The following is a 16,336-nucleotide window of genomic DNA, read 5'->3' as shown; positions in this document are numbered from 1 at the left end:
AGCGAGGCGCGGGCCGGCCGGATTGGCGGCCATGGACGCCACGTCGATGCCGGTGGCGACCACCGAGACGCGCACACGGCCATTCATCGTCTCATCGATCGCCGAGCCGAAGATGATGTTCACATCCTCATCCACCTCGCGGCGGATGCGGGCCATCGCCTCGTCCACCTCGAACAGCGTCATGTCGAGGCCGCCCGTGATGTTGATCAGCACGCCCTTGGCGCCGCGCATGGAGGTATCCTCCAGCAGCGGGTTGTTGATGGCGGCATCGGCGGCCTGGGTGGCGCGGCCCTCGCCCTCGGCCTCGCCCGTGCCCATCATCGCCTTGCCCATCTCGGCCATGACGGTGCGGATATCGGCGAAGTCGAGGTTCACGAGGCCGGGGTTCACCATCAGGTCGGTCACGCCGCGCACGCCCATGTAGAGGACGTTGTCGGCCATCTTGAAGGCTTCGGCGAAGGTGGTGCGGTCATTCGCCAGCTTGAACAGGTTCTGGTTCGGGATGACGATCAGCGTATCCACGAACTGCTGCAGCTCCTCGAGGCCCGCATCGGCGGACTTCCGGCGCTTCGGCCCCTCGAAGTCGAAAGGCTTGGTGACGACGCCGACGGTGAGGATGCCGCGCTCGCGCGCCATGCGGGCGATGACCGGGGCCGCACCCGTGCCCGTGCCGCCGCCCATGCCGGCGGTCACGAAGACCATGTGGCAGCCTTCCAGGTGGCGGGCCAGCTCATCGGTCGCTTCCTCGGCGGCGGCGCGGCCGATCTCGGGCTTCGCCCCCGCGCCCAGGCCCTGCGTGAGGTGCGGGCCGAGCTGCACGCGGCGCTCGGCGCGGCTGTTCACCAGCGCCTGGGCATCCGTGTTGGCCACGATGAACTCGACGCCGTCGAGGCCCAGATGGATCATGTTGTTGACGGCATTGGTGCCGCCCCCGCCCACGCCGATCACGGCGATGCGCGGCGAGAAATCCGTGTGCTGGGTCACCGGCAAGGTCAGGTTCAGGGTCATGGGGCAGGTTCTCCTCAGCCTAGGTTAGACCACCGGTTTCGATTCGTGTCTTCCCGAGACAGCCGACTTGTCCCCGTTTTCCACAGGAGGCTGCTCGGAAATCCTTCACAGTCTCTCGCGCAGCCAGGCGAGGCCCCGGCGCAGCAGCCCCGGCGTATGCGCGGGGGCCGGGACCAGCTCCAGGATCGGCTTGCCCTCGCCGGCCGCCCAGGCCAGCAGGCCGATGGCCGACGCGAAGCCGGGGCCGGAGGCCGTCTCGGGCAGGCCGCGCACCAGGCGGGGGCGGCCGAGCCGCACCGTCACCTCGCGCCCCAGCACCCGCCCGGCCAGCTCCCGCACGCCGATGAGCTGGCTGGCGCCGCCCGTCAGCACGATCCGCCGGCGCATCTCGCCCGGCAGGCCGCTGCCCTCCAGCCGGTCCCGCAGCAGCTCGAAGCTCTCCTCGAGGCGCGGGCGGATGATCTTCACCACCATTTCGCGCGGCACGCGGGCGATCTGGTCGTCATCCTCGCCCACCATGGGCACGGGCAGCATCTCGCCGCGATCCTCGGCCGCTTCCAGCACGCTGCCATGCATGGTCTTCAGCCGCTCGGCATGGCTGATCGGCGTGGAGAGCACGCGGGCCAGGTCATTCGTCACCTGCCAGCCGCCCACGGGCAGCTGCGCCGTGTGCATCAGCCGGCCCTCGGCGAAGGCCGCGATGCTGGTGGTCCCGCCGCCCATATCCACGCAGACGGCACCCAGCTCACGCTCGTCATCCACGAGCGTGGCGAGGCCGGCGGCGAAGGGGGAGGAGACCATCTCCTCCACTTCGAGCTCGCAGCGATGCAGGCACTGGCCCAGGTTGAACAGCGCGTGGCTCGCCGCATCCAGCACATGCAGCCGGGCACCCAGCGTGTCGCAGACCATGCCGCGCGGGTCATCCACGCCGCCCGTCGCATCCACCGTGAAGCCGAGCGGGAAGCTGTGCACCGCCTCGCGCCCCTCGGCCTGGGTGCGGCGCACGCCCTCGGTCATGATGCCGTTCAGGTCCGCCATGGTCGCGGCGCGGCCGCCCACCTGCCAGAGGATGTTGTGCGTCCGGCTCTCCGGCTGCCCGCAGGAGAGGTTGACGATGACGCCCTTGAGCAGCGTGTCCGCCATCTCCTCGGCCGAGGCGACGGCGGCGCGGATGCTGCGCTCCGCCTCCTCCATGTCCACGATGGAGCCGGCCTTCACGCCGCGCGATTTCTGCCAGCCGAAGCCCAGCGCGCGCGGCGTGCCGTCGCTCTCGATGCGCGCGATCAGGCAGACCACCTTGGTGGAGCCGATATCCAGCACGCCGAAGACCCCAGGCCGTGCGCGCCCGAGCTTGATGCCGCGCGTCGGCACATCGGCATGGGGCGGCTGGTAGCGAACGATCTCGTTCATCCGCGTTGGCTCCGTGCGGGTGAGGAAGCGGGCGTGGGCTGGGGCGCGGTCTGCATGCGCACCACCAGGCGGTCGGGCAGGCGCATATCCACCGCGGCCAGCGGGCGATCCAGCAGGCGGTCGCGCGCCTGAAGCTCGGCGAGGCGCGTGATCGCGGCCTCCTCATGCCCCTCGGGCAGCAGGATGTCGGCGCCATTGTGCAGCCGGAGGTTCCAGCGCCGTTCGGAGACGCGGATAATGGCCTGGACGCGATCCGCGATCTCGGGCGTGCTGCGCAGCAGGTCCACCATCGGCGCCGCCACGCGCTCGGCGCCGATGCCGACGACCAGCGGGAGCGGGCCGAAGGCCTCGAGGCGTTCCGTCGCCATGACGCGCCCTTCGCGATCAATGACGGAGAAGCGGCCCTCGCGCTGCCAGACGGCGAAGGCGCGGCGTTCGGTGATGCGGATCAGGATGGTGCCGGGCAGGCGGCGCTCCACATGCGCCGTCTCCACCCAGGCGATCTGCTCCAGCCGCTGCTTCGCGGCACTGGGTTCGAAATCCAGGATGGCCTCGCCCGGCGTGATGCCGATGGCGGCGAGCAGCGCCTCGCGGGGGGCGAATTCGCGGCCCTCGATGCGGATCTCCTGCACCGAAAGCCCGGGGCCGCGGCCGAGTTCGGCGAGCCAGGAGGTCGTCTCCCGCACCCGCGCCATGGGGTCGAGCGCGATGACGCCAAGCACGCCGGCGCCGACCGTGACGCCGGCCAGCGTCACCATGCCGATGCCGCGCAGCCAGGCGCGGCGCTTCTTGAACCAGAGCCGCGTGGCCGAGGGCCGCTTGGGCGGCGGCGCGGTGCGCGTGCGCGTGGTCGGCTCGCTGGGCTTACGGGCCATGGCGCGCCTCCCCGATCATCCAGGCGCAGAGTTCCGAGAAGGCGATACCGCGATGCGCCGCCTGCTCGGGCAGCAGCGAGGTGCGGGTCATGCCCGGCTGCGTGTTCACTTCCAGCAGATAGAGCCGCCCCGGCTCGCCCTGCGTGTCGTCATAGCGGAAGTCGGAGCGCGAGACGCCGCGGCAGCCGAGCGCGCGATGCGCCGCGACCGCGATGCGCTTCGCTTCTTCGGTGATGTCGGGATGGATCGGCGCCGGCAGCACGTGATGGCTGCCGCCATCGGCATATTTCGCCTCATAGTCGTAGAAGGCGTTACCGGTCGCGATCTCGGTGACCGCCAGCGCCTCCTCGCCCATCACGGCGACGGTCAGCTCGCGCCCGGGGATGAAGCTCTCCGCCATGATGCGCTTGCCGAAGCGCCAGCTGCGCGCGATCTCCTCGCGCCGGTTGTCGCCCTCGCGCAGGATGGTAACACCGACGCTGCTGCCCTCATCCACAGGCTTCACGACGTAAGGCAGCGGCAGGGGGTCGGCCTCGGCCAGTTCGTCCGGCGAGACGACGCGATGCGCCGCGACGGGCAGCCCATGCGCCGAGAACACGGCCTTGGCTGCCGCCTTGTCCATCGCGACGGAGGAGGCGCGCACACCCGAATGCGTATAGGGCAGCCCCATCCAGTCCAGCACGCCCTGGATGCAGCCATCCTCGCCGAAGCGGCCATGCAGCGCATTGAAGACGGCATCGGGCTTCGCCGCGGCCAGCGCGCCGATGGTGGCCGGCAAATCCTGCGTCACCTCGATGGGCGAGACCTCGAAGCCCGCCTCGCGCAGGGCGGCGATCACCTGCTGGCCGGTGGAGAGGCTGACCTCCCGCTCCGCCGAGATGCCGCCATAGAGCACCGCGACATGCGTGCGGCTGACGTTCCGCATGGGCGTGATCGCGTTCATGCCGGCACTCCAATGCGCTTGATTTCCCAATGCAGATCCACGCCCGACTGCGCCAGAACCCGCGCGCGGACCTCCTCGCCCAGGCCCTCCAGATCGGCCGCGGTCGCGCCGCCCGTGTTGAGCAGGAAGTTGCAATGCTTCTCGCTGACCTGCGCGCCGCCGCGCGTGAGGCCGCGGCACCCGGCGGCGTCAATCAGCGCCCAGGCCTTGTGCCCCTCGGGGTTGCGGAAGGTGCTGCCGCCGGTGCGCGCGCGCACGGGCTGCGTCGCCTCGCGCGCGTTGCGGATCTCGGCCATGCGGGCCGCGATGGCGGCGGCATCGCCCGGCGTGGCGCTGAGCCGTGCCCGCACCACCACGCCGCGCGCCGGCAGGCTCGCGTGGCGATAGGCCAGCGCCAGCCCCGCCGCATCCAGCCGGACCAGGCCGCCCGGTGTCGCGATCTCCGCCCAGTCGAGAACGTCCACGATCTCGCGCCCATAGGCGCCCGCATTCATCGCGATCGCGCCGCCGATGCTGCCCGGAATGCCGCTGAGGAACTCCAGCCCCGCCAGCCCGGCGGCGGCCGCATGCTCCGCCACCGTCGCATCCAGCGCCGCGGCACCCGCCACCACGCCATCCGCCTCCACCGTCACGCCGCCGAAGCCGCGCGCCGGCAGCCGCAGCACCACGCCCGGCACGCCGCCATCGCGGATGATGAGATTGGACGCCGCGCCCAGCACCGTCAGCTCCATCGCGGGGTCGAGGGCCGCCAGCAGCGCCAGCAGATCCTCCACATCCGCCGGGCGCGCCAGCCACTCCGCCGGCCCGCCCACGCGGAACCAGGTGAAGGGGGCGAGCGGTGCCGCCGCCTCCACGCGGCCGCGGATCACCGGCATGGCGCGGGTGGCGGCCATGGGCTTCATGCGCGCTTGAGCGGCGAGACGCGCGCCCCCGCCTGGGATTGCAGCTCGGCCAGCTGCGCCGGCAGCGCATGCGCCCAATTGGTAATGGTGCCCGCGCCCAGGCAGATCACGTAGTCGCCCGGCTTGGCCATGGCGTTGATCATCTCGGGCAGGCTCGCGGGCTCGGGCAGCGGCACCACGCTGCGATGGCCGGCGGCGCGCAGCCCCTCCACCAGCGCATCCTTGTCCGCGCCCTCGATGGGCGATTCACCCGCGGCATAGACATCGGCCACGATCACACTGCCCGCATCATTCATGCAGGTGCAGAATTCGGTAAACAGCTGATTGAGGCGCGAATAGCGGTGCGGCTGCACCACCGCGATCACATCCCGCGCGCCCGCTTGGCGCGCCGCCTTCAGCACGGCCGCGATCTCCACCGGATGGTGGCCGTAATCGTCAATCACCGTGATCCCGCCCGTCTCGCCCACGCGGGTGAAGCGGCGCTTCACGCCCTTGAAACCGGCGAGCGCGGCGCGGATCACATCCTCCGGCACATCCATCTCGACGCCGATGGCGATGGCGGCCAGCGCGTTCTGCACATTGTGCTGCCCCAGCATGGGCAGGCGGAAGGGCTGCATGGTGCGCGCGCGCCCCGTCACGCGGTCCTGCACCGTGACCTCGAAGCTCGCACCCATCCGGTTGGTCAGCACCTTCTCGGCCCGCACATCGGCCTGGGGCGAGAAGCCATAGGTGACCAGGCGCCGGTCGAGCTTCGGGATCATCGCCTGCACCGCCGGATGGTCGGCGCAGAGCACGGCGAAGCCATAGAAGGGGATATTGCCGACGAATTGCGCATAGCCCTCGCGCATCGCGTCCTCCGTCCCCCAATGGTCCAGGTGTTCCGCATCCATGTTGGTGACGACCGCGACGGTGCTGGGCAGGCGGAGGAAGCTGCCATCGCTCTCATCGGCCTCGACCACCATCCACTCGCCCGTGCCCATGCGCGTGTTGGTGCCATAGGCATTGATGATGCCGCCATTGATGACGGTCGGATCCAACCGCGCCTGCTCCAGCACGCAGGCGATCAGGCTCGTCGTCGTCGTCTTGCCATGCGTGCCGCCGACCGCGATGCCCCATTTCAGGCGCATGAGTTCGGCCAGCATCTCGGCCCGCCGCACCACCGGCAGCAGGCGCCGCCGCGCCGCCTGAACCTCCGGATTGTCCTTCTTCACCGCCGTGCTGACGACGACGACCTGCGCATTGCGGAGGTTCTCGGCCGCATGGCCGATCATCACCGGAATGCCGGCCTCGCGCAGGCGCGCCACATTGTAGCCCTCCGCGATGTCGCTGCCCTGCACGGCATAGCCCAGATTGTGCAGCACCTCGGCAATGCCCGACATGCCGATGCCGCCGATCCCGACGAAATGGATGGTCCCAATCGAAAGAGGGAGCGCGCGCATCAGCGGCTTCCTTCCAGCGCCGCTCCGCGGCGGGCGCTCCCGACGAAATGGATGGTCCCGATGGAAAGTGGCAGCGCGCGCATCAGCGGGATTCCTGGGTGGCTTGGGTTCGGGCGGCGTGGGCGAGGACGAGGTCCGCCAGCTCCCGCGCCGCCTGGGGGCGGGCGAGGGATGCCGCATGCCGGGCCGCTTCGGCAAGCCTCTCGGGCGAGCCCAGCCATTCCGCCAATAATTGCGTCAGCCGCGCCGGATTCGTGGTCGCCTGGGGCAGCACGAGCGCGGCGCCGGCCGCCTCCAGCGCGCGCGCATTGGCGACCTGATGGTTGTCGATGGCGGATGGCAGCGGCACCAGCAGCGAGGGCCGCCCCGCACAGGCAATCTCGGCCACGGTCGAGGCACCGGCGCGCGCAATCACCAGATGCGCATTGGCGAGCCGCCCCGCGATATCGGGGAAGAAGGGCGAGAGTTCCACCGGGATGCCGGTCTCGGAATAGGCGGCGCGCACGCGCTCCAGATCCTCGACGCGACATTGCTGCGCGATGAGCAGCCGCCCACGAATGGAATCGGGCAGGGCGGCGATGGCAGCGGGCACGAGATCGGCAAACACGCGCGCCCCCAGCGAACCGCCTGTCACCAGCAGGCGCAGCGGCCCATCCGCCGGCGGATAGCCGCCACCCGCGAGTGCCGCCAGCGCCGGCCGCACCGGATTGCCCACCCAGCGCGTCCGTGCCCCTTCGGGCACGCGCGCCGTCTCCTCATAGGCCAGCGCCAGCAGCTCCGCCCGCGTGGCGAGCGCGCGATTGGCGCGGCCCAGCACGGCATTCTGCTCATGCAGGATCAGCGCTGGCCGCCGCTTGCCGAGGCTGAGGGCGGCCAGCGCCGGCGGAATCGCGGGATAACCCCCGAAGCCCACCACCGCCGCCGCATCCAGCCGCTTCAGCAAGCCGCGCGCCGTCATCATGCCCGAGGCCAGCAGCGCAGCCCCCTTCGCCGCCTTCAGCAGATTGCGGCCCGCAATGCCCTCGCCCTTCAGCACGAAGCGCTCGGCATTGGCAAAGGCCGGGCTGTCGAAGGCGGCGGAGCGCGCATCGGTGAAGAGCACGATGCGCTCGCCGCGCGCGGAAAGCTCGGCGGCCAGCGCCTCCGCCGGAAACAGATGGCCGCCGGTGCCCCCGGCGGCGATGGCGATGGGGCGCATGGCGGGCCCCCTCATGTCGGCACGGGTTGGGCGAAGGGCGGCGCCTCTTCCGCCCTGGCGCTGCGCCGGCGCGTCAGCGCCAGCAGGAAGCCCATGCCGATGGCGAGCGCGATGGAGGAGGAACCGCCATAGCTCACGAAGGGCAGCGTCATGCCCTTGGTCGGGATGAGGTGCAGGGAGGAGCCCATGTTGATGAAGGCCTGCAGCCCGAACTGGACCAAGAGGCCGGTCGCCGCCAGGGCCACGAAGATGTCGCGCTCGCTCATCAACCGCACCAGGCCGCGGATCACGATGAAGGCGAAGATGGCGAGGATGATGAGGCAGGCGATCAGCCCGAATTCCTCCGCCGCCACCGGAAAGACGAAGTCGGCATGCGCATCCGGCAGCGCGTCCTTCACGCGCCCCTCACCCGGGCCGCGCCCGAAGAGGCCGCCATTGCCGAAGGCTTCCAGCGACATGCGGATCTGGAAATTGTCGCCCGCCTCGGGGTCGAGGAAGCGCTGCACGCGGGAACGCACATGCCCATGCAGGGTGAAGGCCAGCACGGCGAGGCCGGCGACGCAGCCAGCCCCCGCGAAGACCCACATCAGGTTGATGCCCGAGACGAAGACCTGCGCCAGGAACACCGCCACGATCACGGCCAGCATGCCGATATCGGGCTGCTGCTTCAGCAGGACGGCAACGATGCCGATCAGCAGGAAGGCGAGGATCAGCCCTGGAAAGCGGCGCGAGCGCTTGCCCTCGGCCATCAGCCAGGCGCAGACCACGGCAAGGCAGGGCTTCAGGAATTCGGAGGGCTGCAGCGACATGCCCGGCAGCGAGAGCCAGCGGCGCGCGCCCTTGATCTCGGTGCCCGCCACCAAGGTGAGTGCCGTCAGCCCCAGCGCGCCGATGGCACCCAGGATGGCGAGCCTGCGCACCCAGCGCGTGTCGAGCAGCGAGCAGCCCACCATCACGATCACGGCGAGGGTGGAGTAGAAGACCTGGCGCTCCAGGAACATGTGCCGCGAGCTGGCGCCGATGCGCTGCGCCACGGCGGGCGAGGCCGCCAGCATCATGACATAGCCGATGGCGATGAGGGCGAGCAGCGCGCCCAGCGTCCAGCGGTCCACGCTCCACCACCAGCGGCCCAGCGTCGAAGTGTCGGTGCGGGAGACGGCCATCAGAATTCCACTCCGGGCAGGGCGCGGACCAAGGCGCGGAAGGCATCGCCGCGCGCGTCGAAGCCGGTGAACTGGTCCCAGGAGGCGGCGGCGGGCGAGAGAAGCACGACATCCGCCGCGCCGGATTTCGCGGCGGCGGCGGCGGCGGGCACGGCTTCCGCCAGCGTGCCGCACATCCGGTGCGCCACGCCATGCGCGGCGAGCGTGGCGGCGAATTCGGGCGCATCACGCCCGATCAGGAAGGCTTCCGCGATGCGTGGAAAATATTCGGCGAGCGGCGCGATGCCGCCCTCCTTGCCCATGCCGCCGGCGATCCAGAGGATGCGGTCATAGCTCGCCAGCGCGCGCGCCGCGCTGTCGGCATTGGTGGCCTTGCTGTCATTCACGAAGCGGACGGCGCCGATGCGCCCCACCTGCTCCTGCCGGTGCGGCAGGCCTGGATAGGTGGCCAGGCCCTGCGCCAGCCCCGCGCGCGGCAGCCCCAGGGCGAGTGCCAGCGCCGAAGCCGCCGCCGCATTCTGCGCGTTGTGCGCGCCGGGCAGGGTAGGGCAGGCGGCGAGGTCCGCGATCATGCCCTGATCGTCGCGCAGCAGCGCGCCCTCGGCCCAGATGCCGCCCGGCTGCGCCGCATGACCCGAGACGGGCACGCAGCGCGCCGTCAGCGCGCCGCGCAGGCTCGCCGTCGCGTCGTCATCCTGGCCGAGCACCGCCACATCCTCGCGCGTCTGGCGCGCGAAGATCCGCGCCTTGGCGGCGCGATAGCCGGCCATGTCGCCATGGCGGTCCAGATGATCCGGCGAGAGGTTGAGCATCGCCGCCGCATTGAATCGAAGATCGGCGATTCGTTCCAGCATATAGCTGGACATTTCGAGCACATACACGCCGTCATCGCCCAGGATTCGCATGTCCAGCGCGGCGGGACCGAGATTGCCGCCGACCTCGACCGGCACGCCCGCGCGCTCCAGCAGGTGGCCCAGCAGCGCCGTCGTCGTGCTCTTGCCATTGGTGCCGGTGATGCCGACGAAACGCGCCCGGCTGCCCGCGGCCCGCACCGCCCGGAACAGGAACTCCACATCGGCGAGGATCGGCTTGCCCGCCGCCCGCGCCGCGGCCGCCGCAGGATGCACGCGCGGCAGGATGTGCGGAATGCCGGGCGAAAGCAGCAGCGCGTCGAAATCGAAGCCCAGCGCCGGGTCCGCGACATGCAGCCCCAGCGCCGCGGCCTCGGCCCGCGCCGCCTCGCCATCATCCCAGCAGGTCACATCCGCGCCCCATTCGCGCAGGCGGCGCGCGGCCGGAAGCCCGGCCTTGCCGAGCCCCACGACGGCGACGCGCTGGCCTGCGAAGGGCGTCATCGGATCTTCAAGGTCGAGAGCCCGATCAGCCCGAGCACCATCGCGATGATCCAGAAGCGGATCACGATGGTGGGTTCGGCCCAGCCCTTCTTTTCGAAATGGTGATGCAGCGGCGCCATGAGGAAGACGCGCCGCCCCGTGCGCTTGTACCAGAACACCTGGATGACGACGGAGAGCGTCTCCACCACGAACAGGCCACCCACGATCGCCAGCACGATCTCATGCTTGGTGGCGACGGCGATGGAGCCCAGCGCGCCGCCCAGCGCGAGACTGCCCGTATCACCCATGAAGACGGCGGCGGGCGGCGCGTTGAACCAGAGGAAGCCCAGCGAGGCGCCGATGAGCGCCGAGCAGAAGACGGCCAGCTCGCCGGCGCCTGGCACGCCATGCAGCTGCAGGTAGTCGGCGAAGATGCGGTTGCCGACCAGATAGGCGATCAGCGCGAAGACCGCGGCCGCGATCATCACTGGCACGATGGCGAGCCCGTCCAGCCCATCCGTCAGGTTCACCGCATTGGAGGAGCCCATCATCACGAAGGCGGCCACGAAGGGGAACAGGATGCTGAGCGGAATCAGCAGCTCCTTCAGGAAGGGCACCGCCATGTTGTCCGAGAGGCCGGGCGGCAGCAGCCACATGAACCAGAGGGCCGCGATGAAGGCGATGCCGCCCTGCGCCACAAGCTTGGCGCGGCCCGAGACGCCCTTGGTGTTGCGCTTGGTCACCTTCAGCCAGTCATCCACGAAGCCCAGCGCGCCATAGCCCAGCGTGACGAAGAGCACGGCCCAGACGAAGCCGTTGCGCAGATCGGCCCACAGCAGCACCGAGACCGAGAGCGAGAGCAGGATCAGCACGCCGCCCATGGTGGGCGTGCCCTTCTTGGTGATGAGGTGGCTCTGCGGCCCGTCCTCGCGGATCGGCTGTCCGCCGCGCTGGAAGCTGCGCAGCCATTCGATGACCGACTTGCCGAAAACGAGGGAGACGAGCAGCGCCGTCATGCAGGCCGCCCCCGCGCGGAAGGTGAGGTAGCGCGCGAGGTTGAAGAGGATGAACTCATCCGCGAGCGGAGAGAGCAGCAGCGGAATCATGAATCATTCCTCTTGGAACCGCCCACCTGGGACCCGGTGAGGGCGGCGATGATCTGGACCATGCGCATGCCGAGCGAACCCTTCACCAGGACGGCATCGCCATCACGCAGCGCCGCGGCGGCAAGCGGCGCAAGGCTGGCCGCGTCCTCGGTATGGATTCCCTGGGCCGAGGCCGGCAGCGCGTCGAACAGATGCCGCATCAGCGGGCCGCATGCAAAGACCAGTTCGGCCGCGCGGGCTGCATCCGGGGCCAGCGCGCGATGCAGATCGGGGCCGAATTCGCCCAGCTCGCGCATGTCGCCCAGCACGGCGATGCGCCGCTTCGCCTTCTGCGCCGCCAGCACCGCAAGCGCCGCGCGGATCGCGCTGTCGGACGCGTTGTAGCTCTCATCCAGCAGCAGCGCGGTGCCGCCGTCCGGCGTCGCGATCCGGCGCATCTCCCCGCGCCCCGCGCCCGCGCCGAAGCCGGAGAGGGCGGCGGCGGCGAGGCCCGTGTCGCCGCCCGCGGCCTGGATCGCGGCGAGTGCCGCCAGCGCGTTCAACGCCATGTGCTTGCCAGGCTGTTCGAGCCGCACCGTCACATGCCGGCCGGAGAGCGCGAATTCCGCCTCGCTCGCGCTGTCTATGCCGCGCCAGTTCAGCATCCGCGCCGAGGCCTCGGGGCTTTCGCCGAAGCCCACCACGGTGGCGCCGCAACTCTCCGCCACGGCGGCCATGCGCGCGAAGAAGGGGCTGTCCTGCGGCAGGATGGCGATGCCGCCGGGCTCGATCCCGGCCGCGATCTCGGCCTTCTCGTCCGCGATCGCCTCCTGGCTGCCGAGATGGCCGATATGCGCGGTGCCGATGGCGGTGACGATCACCACATGCGGCCGCGTCAGGCGCGAGAGCGGCGCGATCTCATGCCGGTGATTCATGCCGATCTCGATGGCGGCCCATTCCGTGCCGCGCGGCATGCGGGCCAGCGTCAGCGGCACGCCCCATTGGTTGTTGTAGCTGGCCACCGAGGCATGCGCGGGCCCAAGCGCGCCGAGTGCGCGCTTCAGCATCTCCTTCGTCGTCGTCTTGCCGACGCTGCCGGTGACGGCGATGACGCGCCCTTCCATCCGCGCGCGGCCGGCCGCCCCCAGCGCCGTCAGCCCCGCCAGCGTATCGGCCACGCGCAGCACGGGACCCGGCATGTCGCGATCCACCATGGCCGAAGCGCCACGCGCGAAGGCCTGCTCCACGAAATCATGCCCGTCGCGCGCATCGCGCAGCGCCACGAAGAGGTCGCCGGGCTGGACGGTGCGCGTGTCGATCGAGACACCGGTGACGGCAAGCTCATCCGCGCAACTCCCCTCCGTCGCCTCGCGCAGTTCCCCGGCGGTCCAGAGCGGCGTCATGCCCGGCTCCCCCCAAGGGCACCCGTGAGGCGGCGCACCACTTCGGCATCGTCGAAGGGCATGGTGACGCCCGCGATGGTCTGCCCGCTCTCATGCCCCTTGCCGGCCACCGCCAGAACGTCGCCTGGCCCAAGCGCATCGAGCGCACGCGCGATGGCCGCCTCGCGCTCGCCCGCGTCGCGCGCGCCGGGTGCGGCAGCCAGGATGGCGGCGCGGATCAGCGCCGGGTCCTCGCTGCGTGGATTGTCGTCCGTCACCCAGACCACATCCGCGCCGGCGGCGGCGGCCGCACCCATCAGCGGCCGCTTGCCCGGATCACGGTCGCCGCCCGCGCCGAACAGCACATGCAGCTTGCCCCCCGCGCCCAGATGCGGCCGCAGCGCCGTCAGCAGCCGCGTCAGCGCGTCGGGCGTGTGCGCGTAATCCACATAGACGGCCGCGCCATGCGGCAGCGTGGCGGCGAGTTCCATCCGGCCTCGAACGGGTGCCAGCCGGGCAAGGTCCTCGACCACCCGCGAAGCTGCGTGCCCCAGCCCGATGGCGAGTGCCGCGGCCACCAGCGCGTTGTCCGCCTGGAAACGGCCAGGGACAGAGAGCGTCACCTCGGCGCGCTCGCCGAAGCCCTCCAGCGCCAGCACCTGCCCGCCCGGCAAGGCGCGCTGCGCCACCAGCCGCAGGTCACGCCCCGTCTCACCCACCTCGATGCCGCGCAGGCGTCGCGCGGCGATGATCCCGCGCAGTGCAGCCAGCGTCTCGGCGTCCATCTCCGCGTGCAGCACCGCGGGCGCGCCCTCCGGCAGCAGCGTTTCGAAGAGGCGCAGCTTGGCCGCGCGATAGGCCGCCATGCTGCCGTGGTAGTCGAGATGATCGCGCGTCAGGTTGGTGAAGCCGGCCGCCGCCAGCCGCACGCCATCCAGCCGCCGCTGGTCGAGCCCATGCGAACTCGCCTCGATGGCGAGATCCGTGATGCCGGCGCGATGCAGCGCGGCCAGCGTGGCATGCAGCTTCACCGGGTCTGGCGTCGTCAGGCTCTCGCCCGGCGGGAAGCCCGGCGCGATCAGGCCCAGCGTGCCGAGCGAGGCCGCATGCGCGCCCATGAGCTGCCGCAGGAAATCCGCCGTGCTGGTCTTGCCGTTGGTGCCGGTGATGGCGATGACGCGCTCGGGCTGCGCGCCATGAAAGGCGGCGGCGATCAGCGCCAGCGTGCGGCGCGGATCGGGGCTCGCCAGCAGGGGGCGCGGCGGCACATCGGCCGGCCAGGCCGTGCCCTCGGGCGCCAGCACGGCGGCGGCGCCGGCGGCCACCGCATCGGCGATGAAGCGCCTGCCATCCGCCTTGCTGCCGGGCAGGGCGGCAAACAGGAAGCCCGGCTTCACGGCACGGCTATCCGCCGTGATCCCCTGGAGGTCCTCGGCGCTCAGGCCGGGGAACAGGGCACGGAGCTCATCGCGCGGCACGGCCTGTCTCGGGGGAGATGGGCGCGAGGACGAGCCGTGGCATCGCGATGCCATCATTCACGTCGGTGCGGCGGATGGGGGGAGCGGGCTGATCCAAGCTCGGCGCGGGGGTGCGCGGCAGCATGGCGGGGGTGGGCGCCGTCGCCGCCGGGCGCGGTGCGGGCGCGGCGGCGGTCGCGGGGCGCGCCCTGCCGTTCAGCGGCAGCGCGATCGTGGCCTGGATCTGCGGGATGCGGTCCGTCTCCGGCACCATGCCGAGCAGCGGCGCCACGCGCTCCACCACGCGGCGCGCGGTGGGGGCGGCGACCACGCCCGCCGTCGCATAGCCGCCGGTATCGGCGCGGGGCTTGGGCTCGTCCACCAGCACATGCAGCGCATAGCGCGGCGCATTCATCGGGAAGGCGCCGACGAAGGAGGAGATGCGGCGGTTTTCCTGGTACTGCCCGCGCTCATTGGTCTTCTGCGCCGTGCCGGTCTTGCCGCCGACGAAATAGCCCGGGCTGTCGGCCTGGCGGCCCGAGCCGTCGGTGACGGCCACGCGCATCAGCCGGCGCAGCTGCTCCGAGGTGCGCTCGCTGATCACGCGCGTTCCCTCGCGCTCCACGCCCGGCGGAACGGCGAGGATGGTCGGGCTGCGCAGCGTGCCGCCATTGGCCATGGCCGTCACACCATTCACGATGTGCAGCGGCGTGACCGAGATGCCATGGCCGAAGCCGATGGTCATGGTGTTGATGTCGCGCCAGTTGCGCTGCGAGGGCGCGAGGGTGGCCGCCGATTCCGGCAGCTCGATGCCGCTGCGGCTCAGCATGCCGATGCGGCCCATGAATTCGCGGTGCCGCGTCGGGCCCACCGCCATCGCCATATGCGCGCTGGCGAGGTTCGACGAATAGGCGATGATCTCGGGCAGCGAGAGCCAGCGGTTCTTGCCCTTGAAGTCGTTGATCTCGTGCCGCCCGATGCGGATGGGGCGGGAGGCGTCGAAGCCGCCCGAGAGCGTGACGCGCCCCTCCTCCAGCGCCATGGCGGCGGTGAAGAGCTTGAAGGTGGAGCCCGGCTCGTAGACGCCGGTCACCGCGCGGTTGAAGCGCTGCTCGGCCGGTGCGGTGGCGAGGTTGGCGGCGGCGAAATCGGGCAGGCTCACCATGCCCAGCACTTCGGCCGTGTTCACATCCATCAGGATGGCCGAGCCGCCGATCGCGTTGAAGCGCTCGATGGACCATTCCAGCGCCTCGCGCAGCTCGCGCTGGATGCGGATGTCGATGGCGAGCCGCAGCGGGTCACGCGTCACGCGCAGGCGCTCATCATACCATTTCTCGACGCCCGCGATGCCCTCGCCATCCACATCCACGGCACCCAGCACATGGGCAGCGTCACGGCCGCGGGGATAGGTGCGGCGCTCGGCCGTCTCGAAATACAGGCCGAGGATGCCGAGGTCGTTGATCGCCTGCTGCTGGCGCGGCGTGATGAAGCGGTCGAGATAGGCGAATTGCCGCGGCGGGCTGATGCGCGCCAGCACACGGTCACGCTCCAGATGCGGCAGGATGCGCACCAGCTGGTCGGCCACGCGCGCCGGATTGTCGATCTCGGCGGGCCGCGCATAGAGCGCGGTGCCGCGCACGGTCACGGCGAGCACTTCGCCATTGCGGTCGGTGATGGCGGCGCGGCTCACCGGCGGCTCGGCCGGCGGCAGGCGCGGCGCCTGCGCGATGCGCGACGGGGCGGGCGAGAGGATGGTGGCGTCGGTCAGCTTCACGCCGATCGCGATGAACAGCACGCCGAAGCCGATCGAGGCGAAGAGCAGCCGCCCCGGCATGCGGCGCTGATGCGTCGCCCCGTTGCCGCTGACACGCACCATGGCGCGCGAGGCGCTCTCCGTCGGGCGCGGCGTCTCGGCCCGGTGATGCGGGATCGAGTGGGGGGAGGGGGGGGGGGAGGTCGCTCATCGATTGAAGGGCACCGGGGGCGGAAGACTGCCGGCGCCGACGCCGAGCAGCGATCCGGTGGAGGCGGGCTGCACGTGAAGCGCGGTGCGCACGGGCGGGGCCACGGGGGCGGGGCGGGGCTGCGCCTGGGCCTGCGCGACGGGCGCCGTGGGCGCGCGCGGGGCGGGAGCGGTGGC

General features: G+C 71.1%; 13 protein-coding genes and 1 pseudogene. All 14 read right to left on the bottom strand.

Going from position 1 to position 16,336, the window contains the following annotated elements; all coding sequences use genetic code 11:
* Nucleotides 1-1,008 (bottom strand): cell division protein FtsZ (gene ftsZ / locus KTR66_RS24200; protein ID WP_213617331.1); only part of this gene is annotated, 1,008 nt, incomplete at its 3' end.
* A 105-nt stretch (nucleotides 1,009-1,113) separates the two neighbouring features.
* Nucleotides 1,114-2,418 (bottom strand): cell division protein FtsA, encoded by a 1,305-nt coding sequence (gene ftsA, locus KTR66_RS24195; RefSeq protein WP_213617330.1) that lies wholly within the window; start codon nucleotides 2,416-2,418, stop codon nucleotides 1,114-1,116.
* Nucleotides 2,415-3,293 carry a cell division protein FtsQ/DivIB gene (locus tag KTR66_RS24190; protein WP_213617329.1) on the bottom strand — a complete coding sequence of 293 codons (879 nt, stop codon included), beginning with the start codon at nucleotides 3,291-3,293 and terminating at the stop codon, nucleotides 2,415-2,417. Before KTR66_RS24190 ends, ftsA begins: the two co-directional genes overlap by 4 nt.
* A complete protein-coding gene (locus KTR66_RS24185; RefSeq protein WP_213617328.1) occupies nucleotides 3,283-4,236 on the bottom strand; it encodes a D-alanine--D-alanine ligase in 954 nt (317 codons plus the stop codon). Before KTR66_RS24185 ends, KTR66_RS24190 begins: the two co-directional genes overlap by 11 nt.
* Entirely contained in the window at nucleotides 4,233-5,138 is a 906-nt protein-coding gene (gene murB / locus KTR66_RS24180; RefSeq protein WP_371819207.1) for a UDP-N-acetylmuramate dehydrogenase, read from the bottom strand. The genes KTR66_RS24185 and murB overlap by 4 nt, the downstream gene beginning before the upstream one ends.
* Nucleotides 5,135-6,577 (bottom strand): UDP-N-acetylmuramate--L-alanine ligase, encoded by a 1,443-nt coding sequence (murC, locus tag KTR66_RS24175; RefSeq protein ID WP_213617324.1) that lies wholly within the window; start codon nucleotides 6,575-6,577, stop codon nucleotides 5,135-5,137. Before murC ends, murB begins: the two co-directional genes overlap by 4 nt.
* A gap of 82 nt (nucleotides 6,578-6,659) precedes the next feature.
* Complete coding sequence (gene murG / locus KTR66_RS24170) at nucleotides 6,660-7,775, bottom strand: undecaprenyldiphospho-muramoylpentapeptide beta-N-acetylglucosaminyltransferase (protein ID WP_249732412.1); 1,116 nt, start codon at nucleotides 7,773-7,775, stop codon at nucleotides 6,660-6,662.
* An 11-nt stretch (nucleotides 7,776-7,786) separates the two neighbouring features.
* Nucleotides 7,787-8,941 carry an FtsW/RodA/SpoVE family cell cycle protein gene (locus KTR66_RS24165; protein WP_213617333.1) on the bottom strand — a complete coding sequence of 385 codons (1,155 nt, stop codon included), beginning with the start codon at nucleotides 8,939-8,941 and terminating at the stop codon, nucleotides 7,787-7,789.
* Nucleotides 8,938-10,293 carry a UDP-N-acetylmuramoyl-L-alanine--D-glutamate ligase gene (gene murD, locus KTR66_RS24160; RefSeq protein WP_213617320.1) on the bottom strand — a complete coding sequence of 452 codons (1,356 nt, stop codon included), beginning with the start codon at nucleotides 10,291-10,293 and terminating at the stop codon, nucleotides 8,938-8,940. Before murD ends, KTR66_RS24165 begins: the two co-directional genes overlap by 4 nt.
* Nucleotides 10,290-11,378, bottom strand: a complete 1,089-nt coding sequence (gene mraY, locus KTR66_RS24155; protein ID WP_213617318.1) for a phospho-N-acetylmuramoyl-pentapeptide-transferase — start codon at nucleotides 11,376-11,378, stop codon at nucleotides 10,290-10,292. The genes murD and mraY overlap by 4 nt, the downstream gene beginning before the upstream one ends.
* Nucleotides 11,375-12,760 (bottom strand): UDP-N-acetylmuramoyl-tripeptide--D-alanyl-D-alanine ligase, encoded by a 1,386-nt coding sequence (murF, locus tag KTR66_RS24150; protein ID WP_213617316.1) that lies wholly within the window; start codon nucleotides 12,758-12,760, stop codon nucleotides 11,375-11,377. The genes mraY and murF overlap by 4 nt, the downstream gene beginning before the upstream one ends.
* The gene (locus KTR66_RS24145) at nucleotides 12,757-14,271 is read right to left on the bottom strand and encodes a UDP-N-acetylmuramoyl-L-alanyl-D-glutamate--2,6-diaminopimelate ligase (protein ID WP_213617332.1); all 1,515 of its coding nucleotides are present in this window, start codon (nucleotides 14,269-14,271) and stop codon (nucleotides 12,757-12,759) included. The genes murF and KTR66_RS24145 overlap by 4 nt, the downstream gene beginning before the upstream one ends.
* Nucleotides 14,204-16,072 carry a penicillin-binding protein 2 gene (locus KTR66_RS24140; protein ID WP_213617314.1) on the bottom strand — a complete coding sequence of 623 codons (1,869 nt, stop codon included), beginning with the start codon at nucleotides 16,070-16,072 and terminating at the stop codon, nucleotides 14,204-14,206. Before KTR66_RS24140 ends, KTR66_RS24145 begins: the two co-directional genes overlap by 68 nt.
* A gap of 84 nt (nucleotides 16,073-16,156) precedes the next feature.
* Nucleotides 16,157-16,336, bottom strand: a pseudogene (locus KTR66_RS24135) (hypothetical protein); the annotation flags it as partial.

The organism is Roseococcus sp. SDR, from assembly GCF_019083995.1.
Taxonomy (GTDB): Bacteria; Pseudomonadota; Alphaproteobacteria; order Acetobacterales; family Acetobacteraceae; genus Roseococcus.
The sequence above is the reverse complement of the archived record's forward strand: the minus strand, read 5'-3'. Positions and strand labels throughout refer to the sequence as shown.